Raw genomic sequence first — 22,021 nt, forward strand, 5'->3', positions numbered from 1 at the left:
CCCTTCTCTCTTCTTCTCGCACCGCCGCTTCGCCCTCGCGGGGCTTTGGCGTGCATTGAATCGAACTGGAGTTCTTAATGTTTCTCGCCGACAAGGTCGTCCAGCTCGCCTACGACCCCGGGATCAAACCGAACGAGGGCGGGCTGCCGGGCCTTTCCGTCCTCAAGCAGGTGATCGGCTCCATCAACCTCTTCGGGATCATCGCCGTGGTCGGCGCACTCGCCGTCAGCGCGGGCGTGTGGGCCTGGGGCCACCACTCCGGCGGACACCAGGCCGAGGCCAATGGCAAGAAGGGTGTGCTGGTCGGCGCCGGTGCGGCCCTTCTGCTGGGTGCCGCGAACGGCGTGGTCGCGTTCTTCAGCACGCTGGGGACGCAGGTCCACTGATGCCTGCCCACTCCTTGAACCCCGGCGGCGCCTCTCGCGTGCGCCGCCGGGTGCTGCTCGGCACCGCCGCCCTGGTGGTCCTCGTCACCCTCGCGGGCCTGGCCGCCTATCTCACCCGCGACGACAGGCAGGCTTCTAACTCCGCGGCCACGCAGGCGAGTTCGGCCGTCCCCTCCTCCTCGGCTGCTTCGCCGTCCGGGTCGTCCTCCCCGAGTGCGCACCCGCGCTCCCTCCCGGTTCCGCCGGACACCCACGATCCGGTCGTGTTCGGGAAGGCCGCCGCCGTAGCGCTGTGGTCCTACGACACCCGCGCATACTCCCGGGCGCAGCTGCTGGCCGCGCTGCACGGGTGGCTGACCACCGAGTCCAAGTACGCCGACTCCGCCTCGGTCACCGCCCTCGTCCCCTCGGCCGTGCTGTGGAAGGAGATGGCCGCCAACGGCCAGTTCGCCACCGCCGCCGTGAACGAGGGTCACTTCCCGGACTCGTTCACCCAGGCCCTCCAGGCGGATCCCGGAACGATCACGCAGGCGTACGTCTACGCCGTGACCGTCTCCGGCAAGCAGTCGATCGCCTGGAACGGCTCGCCCGCCGGCGGTGCAGAGAGCCGTGTCACCACGCTCGCCATCCAGTGCCGTCCCTCCCGTTCCTGCGCCCTGGCCGGCGTCATGCCGTCCGTCGCGCCCTGACCCCTCTTTCCGGAAAGGAGGTAGCGCCATGGGAGTCTGCGACTACCCGCTGATGGACAAGGTGTGCGGTGCTGTCGACTTCGCCACCAACCCCGCCGGGACCGTCACCGACGGCATCGGAGCGTGGATCGCGAAGTCGGCGGGCCAACTCGCCGCCAGCGCTGCGGATCTCGCCGCGAAGGCCGTCGACGAGACCACCGCCATCGATCTCAACGCCGGATGGTTCCGGGAAAACTACGAACTCCTGCTGCCCATCGGGCTCGCGCTGACCGTCGGCACGTTCTGCATCCAGCTGATGTCCGCAGCCTGGCGGCGCGACGAACGCGCCCTCGCCCAGGCCGCGATCGGCACGATGACCGGGGTCCTGTTCTCCTTCTGCGCCGTCGCCTTCACCTCCGTCGCCGTCACCGTGGTCGACGCTCTGTCCGACGGTCTGTTCCAGGCGGCCAACACCTCGGTCGACGACGCGGTCCGGCGTGTGGTGAAGGTCAGCGAACTGGGGGCGATGTACAGCCTGGGCTGGGGCGTGCCATCCCTGGTCGCCCTCGGATGTGCGATCGGCGCGTTCATGTACTGGGGAGTGATGGTCGCCCGGAAGGTCGGCGTCCTGGTCCTGGTCGCGCTCGCCGTGTTCGCCGGATCCGGGGGCGGCTGGGAGGTAGCCAAGCGCTGGCGGCGCGGCTGGATCGAGGCCACCGCCACGCTGGTCGTCTCGAAACTCCTGATGACCGTCGTCTTCCTCATCGGCGTCTCGGCGATGGGCAAGTCCGATACCAGCAACGGCATGGCCGCGCTGTCCGACGCGATGGCAGGCATCGTCGTGATGGTGCTGGTCCTGCTGTGCCCGTACGCCACCTACAAGTTCGTCCACTGGGCCAGCGACGGCGGCGGCCACGACGACGTGCACCGCACCGGCGTCGCCGGCCTGGCGGTCGCCGCCGGAGCCGCGAAGACCGCGGGCACCCTGGCGATGCAGACCCGGACCGGAACCCCGTCACCGCAGGGTCCCAGCCAGGTCCCCGGCGCGGGCAGCGACGGTGTCGCCTCCGGGATCAGCCCCTCCGGCGGCAACCTCAGCAAGGAGGGCATCGACGGCGGCCCGCCCAAGCCGCAGACCCGGTTCCGGTACGGCGAGGACCCCAACGCCTCCGGCGACAAGGGCCGAGCCCTGATCCAGCGCCCCGGCATCCCGCCGCTCATCACCAGGCCCGGCGAGGGCGACAGCGGAAGCACTGAAGGAGGCGCCCCGGACGGTCAGTTCGCCGGCGCGTCGGCTCCGGGCGGCAGCATGACCCACGCCGGGAGCACGCTGCCTGCCCCACCGCCGCCTTCCGCCGATCCGTCAGCAACCGGTTCACCGACACCGACGAACTGGGTGTTCCCCACCCAGCCGCCTTCGGGGTCCTGACCGACGCACAGATAGGGGGCGGGCTGCACCCACAGCCCGCCCCCCCTCACCGCCGATCACCAGATACGGAGTCCTGCCATGACCTCCACCGCCAGAAGAGCGCCGCGCGCCTCGCTCTCCGCCCGCACCCACCGTCTGGAACCACCATGCCCGACAAGCCCCAAGTCACCACGGCCACCGTGAAGTTCCCGCACCGCAGCAGGCGCGGCATCCTGCTCGGCCTGACCGCCCCGCAACTGATCGCCGTCACTCTCACCGGCCTCCTCCTGCTCGCCGTGATCCTCACCCGAGGCGTGGCCGGTGCTCTCGAACTCATCCCTCTCTGGGCCGCCATCGCCTTGTTCGTCTTCGTCCGTCACCGAGGTCGTGCCTTGGCCGACTGGGCTCCGATCGCCACTCGCTACGTCCTGCGCCGGATGCGGGGCCAGCTGATCTGGCTCACCCGTCCCTCCCGGCGTCCGGTCCGCGAAGGACTCCTCCATCTGCCCGGTACCGCGGCCAGTCTGCGGGTGGTCACCGCCCCCGACCGCCGCTACGGCGCGGTCCACAACCCGCACACCGGCACGCTGACCGCCGTCGTCAAGGTCTCCTCCCGCGCCTACGCGCTCCTCGACCCGGGCACCCAGAACGCCAACGTCACCGGCTGGGGACGCGCGCTGGCCGCCCTCGCCCGCACCGGGCAGGTCGCCCGGATCCAGGTGATCGAGCGCACCGTCCCGGACTCCGGCGACGCCCTGCGCCGCTACTGGGAGGAACACGGCAAGCCCGAGGCTCCGGTGGCGGGCGGGATTTACAACGAGCTGATCCAGAGCGCGGGTCCGGCTGCGGCACCGCACGAGGCCTACGTCGCCATCTCGCTGGACGCGAAGGCCGCACGGCGTCTGATCAACCAGGCCGGAGGCGGCCTGACCGGGTCCTTCAGCGTCCTGGCGCAGTTGACCTCGACCTTCGACCAGGCCGCGCGGACCGCGGGGCTCAGCCCCACCGGCTGGCTCAGCGCCCGTGAGATCGCAGCCGTCGTACGAACGGCCTACGACCCCAAGTCCCTTGCAGCGCTGGATCGTTGGTCCTCCGCCGGGCGCCCTGAGGCTGAGCCCGCCGCTGCCGGGCCCGTCGTGGTCGTCGAGAAGGCGGACCACATCGCGACCGACTCAGCCCTCCACACCACGTACTGGGTGGAGAACTGGCCCCGCACCGAGACCTCGGCAGGCTTCCTGCACCAGCTCCTGTTCACCGCCGGAATCCGGCGCACCCTGTCGCTGTCCTACGAGCCGAAGGGACTGGACGCCGCCCTGCGCGACGTCCAGCGCAAAAAGGCCAGCGTCATCGCGGACGCCGCCGAGCGCGCCCGGCGCGGCCAGGTCGACTCCGAGGCCGACTCGATCGAGTACCAGGACATCAAGTCCCGTGAGCGCCAGCTCATCGCGGGCCACGCGGATGTCGCCCTGACCGGCCTGCTGACCGTCTCGGCCGACAGCGAGGAGGAACTCCGTTCCGCCTGCGCGGTCGTGGAGACCGCGGCCGTCGGCGCCCAGCTCGATCTGCGGCTGCTCACCTGGCAGCAGGCCGAAGCGTTCACCGCCGCCGCCATGCCGCTCGCCCTCGCCGCCTGACGGCGCCCGTCCCTCCCCTCCGAAAGAGCGCTCCCCATGTCCCGCACCGCCGGCCCGACCTCGCAGGACTTCGTGCCCTTCGCCACCGCCGCGCTCGACTTCCATCACGCGCTCAACATCCCGGGCGGTCCGCTGGTCACCACGCGCGCCGAGCTGGACGCCCTGCACGCCCACCTCGTCACGCTGCACGCTCTCCTCGACGCCCATACCGGCCGCACCGGACAGCTCGTCCCGGCCGAGGGCGACCACCTCCGCGCCGCCCGCACGCGGATCTGGCAGGCCGCCGACCACGTCCACGCCGCCTACCACGCGGCACCCCGGCCGGACTCCGGCGAGGTACCCGACCGCGAGGCGTGCCAGGCCCAACTGCCCGAAGGTGCACCGGAGTTGACCATCTGCCAGCGCCACCAGCGCACCGCGCACCTGGTCCGCCGCCGCACCACCCCGGCCGACCTGCACGCGCCGTTCACCGGCCTCGTCCGCCGCTGACCCGACTTCTATCCGGAGAAACCTTCATGCCCCGCACCCGTGCCAGCGCCTCCCCCCTGTTCGTCCCGCGCAAGGCATCCCGCGCCGAGCAGCGGGCCGCCCGCGCCGGTTTCGCCGCAGCCCGCCACAAGGCCCGCCGCGCCACCGCCCCGCCGAAGCACCGCGCCGAACAGACCCTCGACCCGCAACTGCGCCCCACCTACCCGCCGTCCGGACGCCCCGGCCCCTCCTCCGCCCGCGGCGGCAAACTCAGCCTCCCCGCCCACCGGATGACCACCGCCACCGTCTCCGGGGCCTACCCCTTCCTCGCCGAGGGCGGCCTGGGCGCGGAAGGCATCTTCATCGGCAGGGACGTACATGCCGAAGCGGCCTTCTGCTACGACCCGTTCTCCCTCTACAGCAGCGGCCGGATCGAGGGCTTCACCAACCCGAACGCCGTCCTGGCCGGGATCATCGGCATGGGCAAGAGTGCACTGGCCAAGTCCATCGCCACCCGCGCCATCGCCCACGGTTACCGGGTCTACGTCCCCTGCGATCCCAAGGGAGAATGGACGCCCGTCGCCCAGGCCCTCGGCGGCTACAGCATCGCCCTCGGCCCGGGACTCCCCGGCAGGCTCAACCCCCTCGATGCCCCGGCCCGGCCCGCCTCGGTGAGCGAGAGCGACTGGTCGACCGAGGTCCGCAAGCGCCGCCTCCTGCTCCTGGCGGCCCTGGCCCGCACCGTGCTGAAGCGCGATCTGATGCCGATGGAGCACACCGCCCTGGACCTCGCCCTCGACCTGGTCGTCGCCGAGGCCGACGCCGACGGCACGGTGCCGCTGCTCGGCGACATCGCGCACGCCCTCGGCTCCCCCGAGCGTCTCGACCGGGCCCTCGGCGATCAGGCCGGCCGCATGGGGCCCGCCGCGCAGGACCTCGCGCACGCCCTGCGCCGCCTGGTGCACGGCGACCTGAGCGGCATGTTCGACGCCCCCTCGACGGTGGCCTTCGACCCGACCACCCCGATGCTGTCCATCGACCTGTCCCGTCTCGGCGGTTCCGGCGACGACACCGCCTTGGTGCTCGCGATGACCTGCGCTTCGGCGTGGATGGAGTCCGCGCTCGCCGACCCGGACGGCGGCCGACGCTGGGTGATCTACGACGAGGCCTGGCGGGTGATGCGGCACGTCGGCCTGCTGGAGCGCATGCAGTCCCAGTGGAAGCTCTCGCGCGGCCTCGGCATCGCCAACCTCATGGTCATCCACCGCCTCAGCGACCTGCTCAGCGCCGGCGACGCCGGCTCACGCGGCCGGGTACTGGCCGAGGGCCTCCTGGCCGACTGCTCCACCCGCATCATCTACCGCCAAGAGCCGGACCAACTGGCCGCTGCCGCCTCCCTGTTGGGCCTGACCGGCGTAGAGACCCAGGCGGTGTCCGCCCTGACCAAGGGCCGAGGCCTGTGGAAGGTCGCGGGCCGCAGCTTCATCACCCAGCACATCCTGCACCCGGCCGAACGCGAGCTGTTCGACACCGACGCCCGCATGTCCGCCTAACCCAACATGCCTGCTACTGAAGGAAGTTGGGGCATGACGTCACCCGTACCGCGAGCAGACCAGCGGGCCCCGGCCGTGAGTCAGGGAACCGCCGCACCGGCCGTCGACTGGAACGAGCGTCTCGCCACTGCCCGGCCCCAAGAGTTCGGCGAGCTGTTCCACGAAGCGATCACGGAGGACTTCGGCGCGGTGGCCCGGCTGCACCAGATGCTCGAAACCGCCTCCCAGTGGTGCCGCACCCACGACGCCCGCGGCAGTGCCACCGAGCTGGACACCCTTGCCGACCGCCTGACCGACCTCGGCGAGGAACTGCACCTCGTGGGAGAGGCCGTGGGCCACGAGATCCACGCCCGCTCACGTCGAACGGCAGCGGCGGCCGGTCTCTCCCCAGCCGTGTCCGTCCGCGGGACTTCCGTCGACCGGCAGAGCGAGACTCCAGCGCCCCTCGCACCGAACACCGTCCGCTCAACGCCGCGTTCGCGGTGACCACCGGCACAGGAACGAGGACAACCGTGCCCACCCCTCCCGCTTCCCACGAAACCCAGCCGTCGGCGAGTACCGACCCCCCGGCGTGGCCCCGGCACATCCCGGCACTGGCCTCCGCCGCTGCCGGCATCAGGCAGGCGTCCGATGCTTGGGACGCGGTCTCGGACTCCTTCTGCGACCACGACGGGTGGCCCACCTACGAGGAGGAGTATGCGGACGGCAAAGTGAAACGTGATGCCGAGGCGTGGAATCACGTCGAGGTCTTCCTCGCCCACGGCCCCGAGGTACTGGCCGGCGTCCGCGCCGCCGCCAACGGTGCCGACTACGTCGAGGGGCCAATCAGCGACGACCTCCAGCGGCTGCGCGGAATCGACACCACCCTCGAACGAGCAGGCCAGATCCAGCACGAATGGGACCAGGTCATGGCCCTCATGGAGGGCTCGCAACCCGGCTCACTGCAGCTCTACGAGAGCCGGGCCAAGGAGATCCGCAACTCCGAAGGCTGGCACTACGCAGACGAACTGTCCTTCCAAGGCCCGGCGCTCGTCCGGGCAGCCGACTACCTGGCCAACCGGATGGATCCCGATCAGCCCTCACAGACCGACCGCGCCCAGGTCGCCCTCGCTCGATCCACCTCCGGCAACCACGCGGCCCTGCCCGCCTCCCCGTCCACGCCCGCAATGCCGAACCCGCCGGTCCCTCGCAGGTCCCGCTGACGTCCCTAGCACCGATCTACGGCACGGCCAAACCGGCCGATCACCGGATCCTCGTGGAACGCCACCACCCCGACCCACCCCACACGCCCACGCCTCACACCCTCAACCACTAGGGCACCCGGCCACGGAGAACACTCGTGCACGCTAATCAGCCCCAGGTCACCATCCAGCAGGAGAGCTCACGCATCACTGCGCGGACCAGCGAACCTCCATCCCATCACGCAGCCGCCGACCCTCCGGAACGAGACCACGGGTACGGCCACCTCACCGCGCTCCTTCGTCGGCGCGGCCTTGAGTGCACCGTCGAGTACGGCCTCAGCGACTACATCGTCCACGCCCAACTCCCCGACGGCAGCGCACTGTTGATCTCGCCACCCCAGGAACCGCCGACCAAGCACCCACCCGGGCACCCCGAAAGCTGGCTGGTGACCCGCACACACCCAGACAACTGCGCCATCCACGAAGTGCTCTACGACTCGGAACCCAACGGCCCCCAGGCCCGACACAGTGGCAGCATCCCGAACCTGCTCACCGCCATCGACGCGCACCTGAATCAACTCGGCGTGCTACCACCGGCGGACGGTGCCCCGCCGCGAGTGAGTGCTGCTCTCGCACTCTCGCCGACCGCCCAGCGCACGGTCCCAGCCCACCTGCCGGCAGCTTCGGCCGCGCGCCCGACGTTGCCGCCCACCCATCCCCTGTCCGCACCCGGTCGCTGACCGCGTCCCGCCTCGGAGTCCTCCATGTCCCTCACCAGCAGAACCATCCCGGCCCTCGACCGCCCCGCTCTCCGAGCCCGCACCGGATGGATCAGCCATGCCCGCCCCCGATCACGACTCGCGTCCCGATGTCGCAGTCGGCCACCACCCCGACTACGGCATCGTCGCCGCGAACCCCAAGCAACTCGCCGCCAGCACATGGATGTTGAAGCGCCTCGACTTCCACCCCGTCCCCGGCCACCCGACGCTGTACGCACTCGCCGACCAGCAGCGTGACGGACAGGAGCGCGCCACCCGGGCCATCGCACTGCTGCGCAAAGGCGGCTACCAGGTTGATGCGGACGCCTCGTTCGACCCCTCACTCACCTCCGCGGCACCTGCCGCCCGCCACCAACCTCCGCGCCCAGAACCAGAGATCGCGTTCGCCGAGCATCCACAACTCGGCATCGTCGCATCCGCCGGCCACCACTTCTCCGCGACCGCAGGCCGACTCGCCCTGCTCGACGAGGGCTGGCGGCACGATCCGAACGCGGGCGTCTACACCCTGCCCACCGCCATCGGGCGCACCGAAGCCTTGAAGAAGGTCGCCAACGTCGCGTCGTCGATGCACCGGTCCGGACTCCGAGCCGTAGTGGAGCCCCTCCTCGCCCAGGACCTGGCGCCCTACCGGCAACCTGCGTCCGCGCCGACCGCACCTCGCAAACGCGGCCATGGACGCACCACCGACGAGTTCTCCATCAGCGTGGCCGCGCTCGCCGCCAGCCCAGCCCGCACCGGCCTCACGGACAAGGCGCCGGTTCCCACTCCCGCCACAGCCGCTCCGGCGGCCCAACCGGTCGACCCGCGCATCGCCCTCTCCCGCAACCGCTGACCCAACTCCCGTAAGGAGCAGTTCACATGGCCGTTGTTGGTACACCCGGCTATCGGAACGTGCGGAAAGGCGAGTCAGGTAGCTGCGGGGCGGTGAGGCCCGCCCTGGAGCATGTCGGCAGTCATTGCCCATCGTTCGTGGTCGAGCCACGCACCGTTGATGTGCTGGAAGCTCCGGGCCGCCTCGCCTTCGCCCAACACCCCACCGCTTTCCCGCCACCACCGATAGGAGATCCGCCTTGCCCGAAGCACCAGCAGAGCCGTTCATGACGATCCGGCACACCATCACCGGCGAGATCACCACCACCGGCTACAACGCCGCCGCCCGGCGGATCCTGCTCCAGGCCGGCTTCGAAGAGACGCCAGGCTGCGCCTGCCGAGCGACGGAACCCGGTACGGGGCGGACGCACGGGCCTGCTCGGCAGCCAGCGAGCTGCTCGTCGCCGGCCATCCCGTGCACCTGGACCGAGCCCTCGGTCGGCCGGTGAGCGCCGACGGTACGCCCCGGTCGGCCCGGTCGCCGATGTCGGCACAGTCCGTGATCCGCTCCGAGAGCGGCCAGCCTCTCCCGCGCATCGCCAACCCCGCCCGCACCCGCACCTGTTGAAGGGGCCTCGTTGTGACCACACCCGGAACGCCTACCCGTCCAGCGCGCACCAAGGGCGGCGAACTACGGGCCAAGGTGGCCCGACTGCTGGCCGACCGGCCGGCGGACACGCTCACCATCGGGGACATGGCCAGGCAGCTGGGCCACTCCCACGGCGCCGTCCGCAACGCCGCCCTCACCCTGGTGCGACGCGGCGAGGCCGACCAAGGCGGAAGGGGACAACCGGAGTTCCGCGCGAACGCGAAAACCGCCGCAGCCGCGCAGACCGCTGTGATCAGCCCACCGGGCACCCACTCTCCCCGCGCCCAGGCGGCCACGGCCCGCACGACCATTCCCGCGGCAGCCACACCCAGGCAGACCGGCCCGATCCGCCGCGCGGGGGGCCAGGTCTACCACCCCCGGGAGCTGGCCGATCTGCCCGACGTCGAGGCGTTGAATCGCTTGCGCGACGCCGACGTGCCGGTGCTGCTCTACGGCCCTCCGGGCACCGGCAAGACGAGTCTGGTCGAGGCGGCGTTCCCGGACCTGCTCACCGTCGCCGGTGACGGCGACACCACGGTCGGCGACTTGATCGGCGAGTACACACAGGACGACGCGGGAGCCTACGTCTTCCAGTACGGTCCACTGGTCACCGCGATGACCGAGGGCCGCGCCCTGCTGATCGACGATGCCACCTTGATCTCACCGAAGGTCCTGGCGGCGCTGTATCCCGCGATGGACGGGCGCAGGCAGATCCAGGTCAAGGCCCACAAGGGCGAGACCATCAAGGCCGAGCCGGGCTTCTACGTGGTGGCGGGCCACAACCCCGGCGTCCACGGGGCGGTGTTGACGGAGGCGCTCGCCAGCCGGTTCAGCGTGCAGATCCAGATCGGCACGGACTATGACCTCGCCCTGGCCTTGAGGATCGATGCCCGGGTGGTCCGGGTCGCCCGACACCTCGCCCACCAAGTCGAACTCGGCGAACTGGGATGGGCCCCCCAACTGCGAGAGCTGCTCAGCTACCAGAAGACCGAGGCCGTCCTCGGCACCAAAGCCGCGCTCGCGAACCTCGTCGGCATCGCTCCTCTGGAGGATCGCGACGCCGTCGCCGCTGCCGTCATCAAGGCTGCCGGCGTCAAGGAGGTCGCGCCCCTCACCCTCGGCAAGCAGCTCTCCGCCTCGGCCGTCCGCCAGCCCCCGGGCAGCACCGGCTCCGCACACCGGGGCCGCTCGCGATGAGCGCCCACCACCACGTCCAGTCCCCCGCCACCACGCCGGACGACGACGCCGACCTCGCGCGATGGGACGACGACGGCGCCCCGCCCGCGCAACCCCGTTCCTCCCCGCACTTGTGGCTGCGCGTGGGAGCCGAACTCGGCGACCGCCTGGTCGCCCTCTCCGGCCGCCCAGACCTCCTCGTCACCTGCCGCCCCGGCACGCGCAGCGGCGCACCGGCCGCGTTCTTCCCCACGCTGGGCGAGGTCGAGTTCGACGCCGGCCTGTTCGCCCCGCTTAAGCCCCACGAGATCCATCCGCGGATCGTGGGCGACGAGGACCGGTATCCCGCCGCCTGGGGAGTGTTCGTCCACGAGGCCGCGCACGCGGCCCACTCCGTCTGGACGAAGCCTGCCGGAGCCAACCCCCGTGTCGTCGAGGCCGCGCTCCTGCTGGAGGAGAGCCGCGTCGAAGGCGCACACCTGATCACGCGGCCCACGGACCGCACGTACCTGCGCACCAGTGCCCGAACCCTGGTCATGCCCGACACAGCGCACCCCACCCTCCAGGGCATCGAGCACGCCGCCGCCGTGGCGGCCCTGGTCCTCGGCCGCCGTGACGTCGGCATCCTGGACGCCGGCGAGACCCGGGCCGTCGCCGATCTGTGCGAAAAGGTGCTGGGCGCAAACCTGCTGGCCACACTCACCCGCATCTGGACCGCAGCCCACCAGTGCGCCGACCACGACGCCACGACCATGCTCGCGCACGCTCAAAAATGGTGCGACGCTCTGGACACCGCGGCCCCCGCCCTGCCCGTGCCGGAGAACCTCACCGATCTGCTGTCCGGCGCCGTGGGGGTCGTCATGGACAGCACGGCAGCCACCGACGCCGCCGACCTCGCGGCACAGGCCGCAGCGACCAACGCCATGGCCGCGCAGTCCAAGGCGCAGGCTCAGGACCGCGCCCAGCGGGCCGGCCAGCGACGCAAAGCCGCCGCCACCGCCAAGTCGGTCTTCAACGCCCGTGGCACCACCGTCACCCCCGACGGCACACCGGCGCCCTACGGCAACCCGGTCACCGGCACCCGCAGGCCCACCGCCGCCGAGCAGAGTGCCGCCGCGCGCCTGAGCCGCGCCCTGCGTACCGCCGCCTACCGCGAGCGGACCGAGGAACGGACCACCAGCCCCACCCCGCCCGGCCGCCTCAACATGCGCGCGGCCCTCGCCCGCGACGCCCAGCGCGCGGCCGGGTCGGTCCCCACCGCACAACCGTTCACCCACACCCGCCGCCGGAACTCCCCCACCCCACCCCTGCGTGTGGGTATCGCCGTCGACGTCTCCGGCTCCATGCGTGCCGCCTGCGCGCCCGTCGCGTCCGCTGCCTGGATCGTGGCACGCGCAGCAGCCCTGACCGACCCCGACTCCCGCACCGCCACCATCGCCTACGACAAGCACCTGACCGCATTGACCCGACCCACCCACCGAGCACCAGAGCGCGTGACAACGTTCGATGCCAACGGCAGCAGTCACAACCTCGCCAATGCCCTGGACGCGCTCGACCACGGCCTCGAACTCAGCCACCCCGGCGCCGGCCGCCTCCTCGTGATCGTCACCGACGCCCGGTACGGCAGCGACGAAACCGCTCAAGCCGTCACCCGCGTCCAGCAGCTCACGACCGCCGGCTGCGCCGTACTCCAGCTCACCCTCACCGCCCAGTCCCACCACTTGCCGGGGACCACCTTGCTGCACCTGCCCCAGCCCTCCAGCGCTCCCGTCGCCATCGCCACGGCGGCCACAGACGCCATCCGCAGGACACGCTGAGACGACGCAGACGGCGGAAGCGTCCCCGAAACCACCGCCAAGCACTCCAGACCAGCAGCCCGACCTCGAACGTAACGCCCATCAAACGGAATTCCCCGGGGGTGAAGACCATCTGGCAGATCACTCACTCCTGCGGCCACCAGGCCGAGCGGGACCTGTCTGACCGGGCGGCCGACCGCCGTGCGGGCTTCGCCGAGTGGCTCGCCAAGCAGGAGTGCACCGACTGCTGGCGGGCCGCCAAAGAGGGCGACGAGCAGGACAAGGCCGCCTGGTTGAAGGCCAGGCGAGCCGAAGAACAGGCCGAATCCGAAGCCTGGTCGCAGCAGTACCGGATGCCACCTCTGGAAGGAACCGAGCGGGCCGTCGCCTGGGGCGTGCGCTGTCGCCACCAAGTCCTCGCGGCCGGCTACGCCGCCCTGGTTCTCGAAGGCGAGACCAGCGAGACGGAGTGGGTGGTGATCGAGGAGGCCGCTCGCACTATCACCAGCGCCGGGTGGTGAATCGACCAGCGCTCCTCCGAACCCGACGACCTCACCGAGCTACTCCAGGCCGCCACCGAGGCCGACCGGCCCACAGAAAACCCGCACTTCTGACCGCCCGGTGCCCGCTTCTGCGGGCACCGGCTCTCCCCTCACTGTCCAGTGACTACGCCGGGTGCCCTGTGGGTGGACTTCTCCCCTACGTCCCGCTGCCAACGCGCAGCCCTGCGAACACGCTGACCGCCCGGGCGTTTGGGAACCCTTCGGAGGGCAGCCGACGCAGGATGGCCTGCCAGACGTCGGTCGGCAGGGAGAAGGGCGGCCGTTCCCGGGCGGTCTGCAACTCCAGCAGGACCGTCTTGCCCATGTCTGCGAGGGTGAAGTCCTGCTTGCCGACGTGGCTTTCGTCGGTGTCACCGCGGAACCTTGTGAGTTCCAAGGGCAGCCCGAACACCGGGTCCAGGAGGGCGGAGATGATGTGGTGCGGCCCCGGTCCCTGGTCGGGTAGCTGCGAACACCGGAGAACCAGTCGCGCCGCGTCGAATGCAGCACCCCTGTAGCCATCGACGAGGAAGGTGTTGGCGACGGTGTGCAGCAGGGCGATGCGACGGAGCAGGCCGCTGCCCAACCACGCCCCACGGCGCTGCACACGGACGAATCGGCCGTCCCCATCAACCCACATGGATTGGTGCTCGCGTTCGGCCTCCGTCCACCCCCGTGGTGAGGAGCGCCAGCAGTGCTGCACTCCGTCGAGCCACTCGTCGAGCATGCGGCTCTCGGCGCTGCGCCACACGGTCGAGGGCAACCCGGTCAGCCGCAGGCGGGCCGAAGCGCCGAGCACGCGCAGCTCGATTCCCGTCTGGGACCTCCGGACGATCCGCAGCCCGGGAACCCCGTATACCTCGCTGCCTGGTGGATAGGCAGGAAGGAGGTTGAAGAGGATCTCGGCGGCGCGTTCCTCGCTCTCGACGCACAGGGTGACCCGTGTGCGCTCCGGATGGACCGCCGTGATGCCGAGCGGGAAGCGCGTGTAGACGTTGCGGGACTCCAGGAGTCCGAGGAGAACGCGAGCGTCCAGCCTCTCCTGGGCCAGGGCCTGGGCGGATGGAAGAGGCCCTGCCCCAGAAGGGAGTCGGCTGAGGGCGCGTTGAGCGTGCTGCCAGCTCTCGCCGGTGTAGAGGCACCGCTGTTGAACAGTTTCCTGCGTGAACTCAGTCATGGCTCTCCGCACGTCTCGGCCCAGGACATGCATGTGTGAGACCCATGCGGGTTGCTGTGTACATCAGTTGAGGTGACCGGTTCACCCGAGCTTGGAGACGAAGGGGCCGAGGATTCTCCGGGGAGCGGTGGTCATGCCGCGCGGACGACTCTAACTCCCTGTGGTGGACCGGCTTGTCAACAACGCCGCACTGTCACTCGGAAGCGGGAGTGACGGACCTGCCGGTACATGGCAACGGCTGCCTCGGACTTGGCCATTCACCGGGAAGGCGTTGCAATCTCATGTTTCGGCATGCACTGTAGTTTCTTAAGCGTCAAGTTATGCGCGTCGCGCCGGTGAGAGTCACAGTGCACGTGGCCCGCGCTCTAGAGCGCGGGCCACGTGTGTGATCGGCAGCAGCGATCCTCTGGCCGCCCCTTCCCGGATGTGTGGCATCCGGGAAGGGGTCAGAGAAGGCTGACGAACTTGGTGGTCAGCGAGGTCACAACAGCGCTAGCTGCGGCCATGCTCATCGCCTGGAACCAGCGGCTGTGGCCGACACGCGCAAACCGTCGGCGTAACCAATCCCTCCACCCTTCGTGGTCTGCCTGATCCTGTTGGCTTTCCGTCATATCTGCCTCTCTCCTTGTCTTGCGTGGAGTCCCGGCCGGGCGGCCGAAACGCATGAGGGAGAAAGCACCGACGTACCGGTATGCCACCGGTCAGCATAGGAATCGCGCTGCCTTGAGGCAGCCGTTTCACGGGAATTGACGGTGGGCGGGTACGGAATGCGACAGCTGGACTTCAGGTGTCCGTATGCGCGGCCCAGACATCCCCTGGCGAGGGAGCGCACGCAGCGACACGCGGTTCGTCCCGGCTACGCCAGCGGCCCGAGGGAGGCATCCGCCCCACACTCGGTACAGGGCATGGCGCCAGTGCGGCGCAGGACCTCAAGCGCGGCGAATACGTCCAGTTCCTCAGCTTCCCGGGGCGCCTCTTCACAGTCCCAGACGTGCACGATATGCGCGGCGGGACGACCTCCGATGGCCGGGGCCCGCTGAATCTTCCACGCCCACCGGTCGGCTGCCTGAGCTGTTGGCTCCTCGCGGCGCAGTGGGTAGGTGGGGACGGCGTCGTACCGGACGCCATCGACGGGTGACGCCTGGTCAGGGGTGAGCCAGACGCGGTACTCGCGCGGCTCGACGGTCTCGGCGTCGAGGTCGTCGGCCCACATGGGCAGGGCTACCCAGTACATCCACCCTGACCTGGCGAACTGTCCTCGGGCGTGTAGCCGACCTCGTAGCTCCTGCCCATCGGGCAGGAGCACTCGAACCTCTGGAGGTGGTGGTTCAGCGGACGGCATGTGGGCCCACTAGCTCTTGGACCGGGTACCGCCGTCCGATCCCGTCCCGACGACGCGCCCCCGCTCCCAGGCCATGAGGACACGTTCGTTCCCGTCAGCGTCCTCGGTCAGTCGGATGACGACCTTCTCGTCGCTGCCGTAGAGCCCGACCCAGTCCCGCCAGGTTCGGCGGGCTGTCGCATCGTCGGCCCACTCCCCGGAGACTGCCGGCCCGCCGGTCGCGAACTGGAGTCGGACCAGGTGTGTCACGGCAACCGCCCCAGTGCGCGGGCCTGCCGCCGCAGCTCCACCCGCGCGCCGGGCAGTCGACGGGGGCTGGACCAGTACGGGTGAAACAGCAGCTGACCGGACAGCACATGCAGGCGGCGGCGAAGGGTGGTGACGTGCACGGGGCGCGGCACGGCGAGCTCTGCGTATGTGCGCTGCCAGTCCGCCTGGAGTTCGATCAGGTCGGGAGGGAGAGGGACGTGCTCCATGACAGCTATTAGGCCACATGTTCGATTTTCTCGCCAAGCTGACGCGCCCGGCCGCTGGGCCCCCTTGTCCCGTGCCGCTGGATCTTGACCGTTTGCCATCGGCCTTTGACGGACGCGAGTTTGTGTCATCGGAGTTTGATCACCACAGGTCAGCGACTCAGCGCAGCGAAGGTGTGCTGAGTCGCTGACCTGCACCTATGTGCAGTTCCTCGTGTAGGTCAGAGCCTTGCGATCGTCATGCAGGCTGCTCGATATGTGGGGACGGGGGGTCAGGAAGGCTTGACCGACGAGACCGGGGTGACGGTCACTTTGTTGTCGCACTCGGCCCACCACCCGTCGTTCAGGGCGACCTGGTGCTTCCCGGAGTGCGGCAGCCCGATGACCATCGTCGGATACGCCTTCGGGGTCTTGCCCGACACGCAGTAGCCGTCGCCCTCGCCCTGGACCTGGACGAAGGTCAGCTTCACCCACGCCTTGTGGTGCGGCCGGACCGTCACGGTGGTCGCCCTGCCGGTGGGGGTGACCGTGAGCGGGGTGTTGTGGGAGGGGGAGCCGTTGCCGGCGCCCGCGACCGTCGGATGGCCCTTCAGGACGCACGTCCTCCCGGAGGTGTTGGTGAACTGCACGACCGCCGCCCCGGTCCCGGTCCCGACGGGCGGGTGGGCGGCCTGCCAGGCGCTGACCTGGAGGGCGGAGGCAGGGCAGGCGGGCGGCGGGGTGGAGGTGGTGGTACTCGCCGCCATGGCGGTGCCGGGCAGGATGCCGGTCACCGCCGCCGCGACGGCCGTGACCGCCGTCGTCGCCAGAGCCGCCCTGCGAATGCCGATGCTTTGCCGCATGCTGTCGTCCCCCTGAGTCGTCTCGTCCGCGGGTTTCGGTCGTCGGTTGTTGCCCCGCGGTGCGAGTGGTCGTGGTACGTGAGTGCAGAGGGGACGGGAGAGCGGCAGGGTTCCGTGCGGCGACTGCTTGTGACGGAACGGTGACGACAGGCTGCACCCGTACAGATGACCGTCAAGGCAGGCAGAAGCACCTCCAGCGCGCCACGGGTTTTCCCACGCCCCGGCGCGTACCGAAGGTGCGTTGAGTCGCTGACCTGTGGTGATCAAACTCCGATGACACAAACTCGCGTCCGTCAAAGGCCGATGGCAAACGGTCAAGATCCAGCGGCACGGGACACCCCTCTCCTGCCCCCGTGTGACGCCGAGCCCTTCGGCGAGGCGCGATGAATCGGACCTCTACCAGCGATCTCCGGCCGTGCCAAATCGCGAATCCCGCAGATCCTCTCTCCTCGACAGCCCGAACATCCGGGCTCCTGTCCACCAGGCCCCTTCGAGGTAAACGCCGTGATCGCCCACCTGCAGCGCACCAGCGACACTGTCGGCCTGCTCACGTACCTGTACGGGCCGGGTGAACGCGGTAACCACACCAGCCCGCGGCTGATCGCGGGAGACGGCCACGGTGCCCCGATTGAACTGCTCGCCGAGCCTGATTCGCTGCCCTACCTGGCCCACGCCCTCAACGCACCCGTCGAGCGCCTCGGGGTCCGCGCTCCCGAACGGCCGGTATGGATCTGTTCGGTCCGTTCCGACCCCCGCCGACCAGATCTCACCGACGCGCAGTGGGCCGCCGTCGCCCGCCGCCTGGTGGCCGCCACCGGGATCGCCCCGAACGGCGATCCGAATGCCTGCCGGTGGATCGCCCTGCGCAACCAGCCCCGGCAAGTGCACGTCGTGGCCACCCTCGCTCGCGAGGACGGCAGCCTGCACAACGCCTACCGCGACGCCTTCCGCCTCCAAACCGAGTGCCACCGCCTCGCCGCCGAGCTGGGTCACCAGCCCACCGCTCCACACCCGACACCCCGCGCCGAGGAGACCCCTGTGCCTGCCCTTTCCATCACCATCACCGCCGAGCCCAGCGGCAGCGTTTCGGCGAAGGGCGCCACCGACGACCTCTCCGCCACGCTCCTCAGGCACGCCGGATTCCAGCAGATCGAGGACTGGTACGGCCGACGCCATCGCCTTCCCACCACCACCCCGGCCGCTGACCGCGTCGCCATCGCCACCCACGCAGCCGAGATGCTCGAGGCCGCTCGTTACGGTGTCGACCTCGACCCCGCTCTCGACGCCTCCCGAACGAGCACCCCGGTACATCCTCTCGGGCCCTACATCGCCGGCGCTGAACTCCTTCAACTCACCGATCAGATCAGGTCAGCCGAGGGCGGAGCCGCCCTTCTCCGGGTGGTCGACCACCTCCTTCACCCCGAACACGGCGCGTTGGAGCGCATCCGGGAAGCGCTGGAGGCGGCAGGCGAGCAGATCACCGACCTTGATGACGAGGCGTACCAGCTCGCCGACCGGTTCGACTTCGCCGCGGAGTTCGTCAGCTCAGCGCAGTCGCAACTCATTGACTGGGAAGGTGAGTTGCGCCATGTCGGCAACTCGCCTCACCCTCAGGCCGAGACCCAGCCGCTGTCCCCGAAACTCCCCGACTCCCGATGCGCCGCTCTTGGGACATCGCCCGCAGCGGCAAGGGCCAAGCTCTCCCCATCGCCCGATGCCGGGGCCGCGGGCACCAACACGGCCGTACGCGCGCCGCAGGCTCCCAGCCTCCGGACCCGGTGACCGGGATGATCCCTTCGCGCACTCCCCTTTCCGGCCCGCCACGCACCTACGTCATGCGCGCCGCCGACGCGTTGGCCGGCGCGACAGCCACCTACGCGCTTCCGCTGCTTGTCCTTGTCACCACCGGCTCAACTGCCCTGACCGGCCTGGCATTTCTGCTCGATTGGTCGCCGCGACTGGCTGCCTTCGCTTTCGCCGGGTCGCTGGTCGACCGCTGGGGTGCCGGCCGTGTCTTCCAGATGTCCAACCTGATCCGCACGGTCCTAGTCGCTCTGACCGGTGCGGTACTGCTGGCCCTGCCGAGCACTGGGCCGACGACCACCGGCGTTGTCCTGGCCTTCGGCGCTGTCTCGGGGCTACTCACAGAGGTCTCCTTCGTCTCGGTGGAGACCCTGGGTGCCGAGGCCGGCCGCAGGTTGGGGCATGCGGCGCACCGCGTACAGGCCGTGCAGACAGGGATCGACCAGGGCGCGATGCTCGTCGGTCCGCTTCTCGGAGGTCTGCTCCTACTGCTCGGCCCGACCGTACTGATGGCCACGATTGCGATGTTGGCCCTGACTGCTGCAGCGACCACGTCGGCCGATGGAGGCGCTACGGGTCACGCCCCGGTGCCCAGCAGTCTCCTGACGGGGTGGACGACCGTGCGCCGTACCCCGGCGCTCGCCTGGTTGGTCGGTGGCCTGGCCGCCTCCAACTTGGCCACGGGCGTCCTTCAGGCCGCCGCCCCAATCATGGTCATCCATCACTTCCATCACTCCGCCCTTGCCGTGAGTTCGGTCTGGAGCGCGGCAGCCGTTGCCTCCCTGATCGCCGTGTGGGCCAGCCGCCGTACGATCGACCGCTTCGGCGTCTGGGCGGTCGGCGCGGTGACGGCCAGCGTCTCGACCACCGCGTGCGTGGCGACCGCACTGGCCCCGGATTTCACCGCGTACATCGTGATGGTGACGGTGGTCATGGCCAGCGAAGGTGCGATCACAGTCATCCTGCGCACGCTGCGCTCCCGTCTCATTCCGGTACGGGCGTTCGGCTCCACCCTGGCGGTGACGATCATCCTGGTGGTGATACCTCTGCCGCTGGCCGGAGCCCTGATCGCGGCCGTTCCCGCCGCTGAGATTCCGCACCTGCTGCTGGCGTGCGCGGCTGTGCAGGGCCTGGCACTGAGCGCATGCTTCGCCGGTCTCCGGCGGCACCGGATCGCGTACGAGCCGCTTCAGCAACCGGTTCTTACACGCAACAAGGAACCGTCCCCCGCGGACGCCCGGCGATGAGCCGTTAGCCGACAACCCGCGCCTCGCTCCTTCCTCTTTTTTCTTTCCCACTGCCGTTCGATGGAGGTTTTCCCATGTCCCGATCCGCCCAGCCGCTGCTCATCGTCGTCGGCGGAACCAATCCCGTCTTTCGCGGCTACTGCATCGAACAGACCGCCGCCGCGTATCCGATCGCGCTGATCGACACCAAGCCGCCGACCTGGCAGCAACACCTGGTGGTCGACCACGAGGTCGCCGACACCTGCGATCCGACGGCCGTGGTCGCCGCCGGCCTGGCCCTGGCCGCTCGCCACTCCATCGCCGGAGTCGTCACCTGGGACGAGTACACGCTGGTGGCGACCGCCGAACTCGCCACCCGCCTCGGCTTGCCCGGCAACAGCACGGTGGCGATGACCGCCTGCCGGGACAAGGCGACCAGTCGGCGTCTGTTCGCCGAGCACGGCGTGCCCTCGGCCGCGTCCACGCGCGTTGACACCTTGGCCGAGGCGACCACCGCCGCGGTCCGCACCGGCTTTCCGGTCGTCCTCAAACCCTCCTCCCACGCGGCCAGCATCGGCGTCATACGCGTCGACACTCCCGAACTCCTGCCCACTGCCTGGGAGTTCGCATCCGCCGGAGCTGGCGAGCAGGGACCGGAGGGCAGCGGTGTGCTGGTCGAGGAGTACCTGTCAGGGCCGGAGATATCGGTGGAGTGCGTCACCCGGCACGGCGTCACCACCGCGCTGGCGGTCACCCGCAAGGAGGTCGCCTTCCCTCCGTACTTCGAGGAGGTCGGCCACACTGTCGATGCCGGCGACCCACTTCTGCCCGAGGTCGCCCCCATCGCCGTCCAGGCCGTCCGGGCGTTGGGTGTCACCGATGGCGTCCAGCACGTAGAGATGCGCCTCACCGCTTCCGGTCCGCGGATCATCGAGGTCAACTCCCGTATCGCCGGAGACCTGATCGGCAAGCTCGTCCGCCTAGCCACCGGCCTCGACCTGCCCCGGATCGCCGCCGACGTCGCCTGCGGGAGGACTCCCGATCTGACGCGCACGGCCCACGCCACCGCTGCGATCAAGATCCTGTATCCCCCGGCCACCGGCATCCTCTCCGTACGGGACCTGGCCGTCGTCCCAGACCCGCGGCCTCTGTGGCTGCACCAACTGACCTGGCTCCGCGACGTGGGAGAGCGGGTCGTCCTGCCACCGGCGGGCGACTACCGCACCGCCCGGGTCGGCCTCCTCATCGTCACCGCCGACAGTCCCGCAGCAGCTCGGAACAGGCTCTCGTCCCTCGCCGGCGGTCTGACTCTGTCGGTCACACCGTGAACTCGTCGCTGCCCTCCTCCGCCACCAGACGTGTCCCCGGCCACCGAGTCCGTCCCTCCAGATGGATGGCACGTCTGCCGCGTATCTCTCCGCCGCGCGAAGCTCCAGCACAACGAGCGAGGAACAACCGTGCCCCAGTCCTACCCGAGCATGGGCGAGGCCGTCGCCGCCGCGATGCAGCACAACATCCGGCTCGCCTACGGCGACCCGCTTCCCGGATCTGACAGCTCCCCACGAGTCCGTCCCCTGCCACGCCCGTCCGCCGACCCGCACTCGGTTTCCGGGATGATCGCCCGGCTCACGGAGACCGCTGCACCCAGCGAGGTCGCCGCGCTCATCGAGGAGGTCAACGGCGCCTTGCCGCAGTTGACCGAACTGGTCGCCGCAACGGCTGACTGGACCCGCGTGCGCCTGGAATTCGACGACCCGCACTCCAACGCGACGTTCGAGACGTGGACACGGCTGGCCGCCGCACGCGGCATGCTCCGAGACGTCCAGGAGGCCTTGGAGAGCGCCGTGGTCGGTATTGCCGTGTGCCCGGCCGAACCCACCGACCCCCGGCACCACGACATGGTCAACGCCCTGCGGACCGATGAACAGCTCGGCGATGCCCTCGGCACCGACACGGTCGCCGTACCCGCCGAGAGGAATCCAGGAACGAACCGTCAGCGCGCCGCCCGGACTGGCTCGCCACAGGCCGTCGCCCACCGTACGACGCCCTCACCGAGTCCCCCGCAGGCGTCGGCCGACCCCTCGCCGCCCCGCGCTCCCCGCACCTGA

At 70.2% G+C, this 22,021-nt stretch carries 22 protein-coding genes and 1 pseudogene; 18 read left to right on the forward strand and 5 right to left on the reverse strand.

What is annotated here, in order from left to right; genetic code table 11:
* Positions 1 to 77 precede the first annotated feature (77 nt).
* The 14 genes and pseudogenes from OG504_RS03525 to OG504_RS03590 all read left to right on the forward strand — a co-directional run bounded on the left by OG504_RS03525 (position 78) and on the right by OG504_RS03590 (position 13,122).
* Positions 78 to 386: a DUF6112 family protein gene (locus tag OG504_RS03525; protein ID WP_329553670.1), complete on the forward strand. Its 309-nt coding sequence runs from the start codon at positions 78 to 80 to the stop codon at positions 384 to 386.
* Positions 386 to 1,075: a hypothetical protein gene (locus OG504_RS03530; RefSeq protein WP_405988360.1), complete on the forward strand. Its 690-nt coding sequence runs from the start codon at positions 386 to 388 to the stop codon at positions 1,073 to 1,075. Before OG504_RS03525 ends, OG504_RS03530 begins: the two co-directional genes overlap by 1 nt.
* A gap of 28 nt (positions 1,076 to 1,103) precedes the next feature.
* Positions 1,104 to 2,483 (forward strand): ATP-binding protein, encoded by a 1,380-nt coding sequence (locus OG504_RS03535; protein ID WP_405988361.1) that lies wholly within the window; start codon positions 1,104 to 1,106, stop codon positions 2,481 to 2,483.
* Between the two features lie 146 nt (positions 2,484 to 2,629).
* Positions 2,630 to 4,096 carry an SCO6880 family protein gene (locus tag OG504_RS03540; RefSeq protein ID WP_405988362.1) on the forward strand — a complete coding sequence of 489 codons (1,467 nt, stop codon included), beginning with the start codon at positions 2,630 to 2,632 and terminating at the stop codon, positions 4,094 to 4,096.
* Between the two features lie 36 nt (positions 4,097 to 4,132).
* Positions 4,133 to 4,585, forward strand: coding sequence for a DUF6238 family protein (locus OG504_RS03545; RefSeq protein ID WP_405988363.1), 453 nt, complete (start codon positions 4,133 to 4,135; stop codon positions 4,583 to 4,585).
* A gap of 26 nt (positions 4,586 to 4,611) precedes the next feature.
* On the forward strand, positions 4,612 to 6,117 hold the full coding sequence (locus OG504_RS03550; protein ID WP_405988364.1) for an ATP-binding protein: 1,506 nt from the start codon (positions 4,612 to 4,614) through the stop codon (positions 6,115 to 6,117).
* A 33-nt stretch (positions 6,118 to 6,150) separates the two neighbouring features.
* Positions 6,151 to 6,603 carry a hypothetical protein gene (locus tag OG504_RS03555; RefSeq protein ID WP_405988365.1) on the forward strand — a complete coding sequence of 151 codons (453 nt, stop codon included), beginning with the start codon at positions 6,151 to 6,153 and terminating at the stop codon, positions 6,601 to 6,603.
* A 26-nt stretch (positions 6,604 to 6,629) separates the two neighbouring features.
* Positions 6,630 to 7,319 carry a hypothetical protein gene (locus tag OG504_RS03560; RefSeq protein WP_405988366.1) on the forward strand — a complete coding sequence of 230 codons (690 nt, stop codon included), beginning with the start codon at positions 6,630 to 6,632 and terminating at the stop codon, positions 7,317 to 7,319.
* A gap of 137 nt (positions 7,320 to 7,456) precedes the next feature.
* Positions 7,457 to 8,038, forward strand: a complete 582-nt coding sequence (locus OG504_RS03565) for a hypothetical protein (RefSeq protein ID WP_405988367.1) — start codon at positions 7,457 to 7,459, stop codon at positions 8,036 to 8,038.
* A gap of 97 nt (positions 8,039 to 8,135) precedes the next feature.
* Positions 8,136 to 8,909, forward strand: coding sequence for a hypothetical protein (locus OG504_RS03570; protein WP_405988368.1), 774 nt, complete (start codon positions 8,136 to 8,138; stop codon positions 8,907 to 8,909).
* A gap of 265 nt (positions 8,910 to 9,174) precedes the next feature.
* Positions 9,175 to 9,396, forward strand: a complete 222-nt coding sequence (locus tag OG504_RS03575) for a hypothetical protein (protein WP_405996241.1) — start codon at positions 9,175 to 9,177, stop codon at positions 9,394 to 9,396.
* A 194-nt stretch (positions 9,397 to 9,590) separates the two neighbouring features.
* Positions 9,591 to 10,733 carry an AAA family ATPase gene (locus OG504_RS03580; protein WP_405996242.1) on the forward strand — a complete coding sequence of 381 codons (1,143 nt, stop codon included), beginning with the start codon at positions 9,591 to 9,593 and terminating at the stop codon, positions 10,731 to 10,733.
* A complete protein-coding gene (locus OG504_RS03585) occupies positions 10,730 to 12,529 on the forward strand; it encodes a hypothetical protein (protein ID WP_405988369.1) in 1,800 nt (599 codons plus the stop codon). The genes OG504_RS03580 and OG504_RS03585 overlap by 4 nt, the downstream gene beginning before the upstream one ends.
* A 101-nt stretch (positions 12,530 to 12,630) precedes the next feature.
* Positions 12,631 to 13,122: pseudogene (locus tag OG504_RS03590) on the forward strand (hypothetical protein).
* An 85-nt stretch (positions 13,123 to 13,207) separates the two neighbouring features.
* Here OG504_RS03590 and OG504_RS03595 read toward each other — a convergent pair.
* The 5 genes from OG504_RS03595 to OG504_RS03615 all read right to left on the reverse strand — a co-directional run bounded on the left by OG504_RS03595 (position 13,208) and on the right by OG504_RS03615 (position 16,884).
* Positions 13,208 to 14,227 carry a hypothetical protein gene (locus tag OG504_RS03595; protein WP_405988370.1) on the reverse strand — a complete coding sequence of 340 codons (1,020 nt, stop codon included), beginning with the start codon at positions 14,225 to 14,227 and terminating at the stop codon, positions 13,208 to 13,210.
* Positions 14,228 to 15,083: 856 nt separating this feature from the next.
* On the reverse strand, positions 15,084 to 15,461 hold the full coding sequence (locus OG504_RS03600; RefSeq protein ID WP_405988371.1) for a DUF6233 domain-containing protein: 378 nt from the start codon (positions 15,459 to 15,461) through the stop codon (positions 15,084 to 15,086).
* A 117-nt stretch (positions 15,462 to 15,578) separates the two neighbouring features.
* Positions 15,579 to 15,818 (reverse strand): hypothetical protein, encoded by a 240-nt coding sequence (locus tag OG504_RS03605; RefSeq protein ID WP_405988372.1) that lies wholly within the window; start codon positions 15,816 to 15,818, stop codon positions 15,579 to 15,581.
* Entirely contained in the window at positions 15,815 to 16,045 is a 231-nt protein-coding gene (locus OG504_RS03610) for a hypothetical protein (protein ID WP_405988373.1), read from the reverse strand. The genes OG504_RS03605 and OG504_RS03610 overlap by 4 nt, the downstream gene beginning before the upstream one ends.
* A 269-nt stretch (positions 16,046 to 16,314) precedes the next feature.
* A complete protein-coding gene (locus tag OG504_RS03615) occupies positions 16,315 to 16,884 on the reverse strand; it encodes a DUF4232 domain-containing protein (RefSeq protein ID WP_405988374.1) in 570 nt (189 codons plus the stop codon).
* Positions 16,885 to 17,388: 504 nt separating this feature from the next.
* Between OG504_RS03615 and OG504_RS03620 the strand changes: the two genes are divergently transcribed.
* The 4 genes from OG504_RS03620 (at position 17,389) to OG504_RS03635 (ending at position 22,021) form a co-directional block, all read left to right on the forward strand.
* Positions 17,389 to 18,666 (forward strand): hypothetical protein, encoded by a 1,278-nt coding sequence (locus OG504_RS03620; RefSeq protein WP_405988375.1) that lies wholly within the window; start codon positions 17,389 to 17,391, stop codon positions 18,664 to 18,666.
* Positions 18,667 to 18,719: 53 nt separating this feature from the next.
* Complete coding sequence (locus OG504_RS03625) at positions 18,720 to 19,934, forward strand: MFS transporter (RefSeq protein ID WP_405988376.1); 1,215 nt, start codon at positions 18,720 to 18,722, stop codon at positions 19,932 to 19,934.
* A 74-nt stretch (positions 19,935 to 20,008) separates the two neighbouring features.
* Positions 20,009 to 21,241 (forward strand): acetyl-CoA carboxylase biotin carboxylase subunit family protein, encoded by a 1,233-nt coding sequence (locus OG504_RS03630; RefSeq protein ID WP_405988377.1) that lies wholly within the window; start codon positions 20,009 to 20,011, stop codon positions 21,239 to 21,241.
* 129 nt (positions 21,242 to 21,370) lie between these two features.
* Positions 21,371 to 22,021: a hypothetical protein gene (locus tag OG504_RS03635; RefSeq protein ID WP_405988378.1), complete on the forward strand. Its 651-nt coding sequence runs from the start codon at positions 21,371 to 21,373 to the stop codon at positions 22,019 to 22,021.

Origin of the sequence: Streptomyces sp. NBC_00986, assembly GCF_045162565.1 — a bacterium.
Lineage (GTDB): Bacteria > Actinomycetota > Actinomycetes > Streptomycetales > Streptomycetaceae > Streptomyces.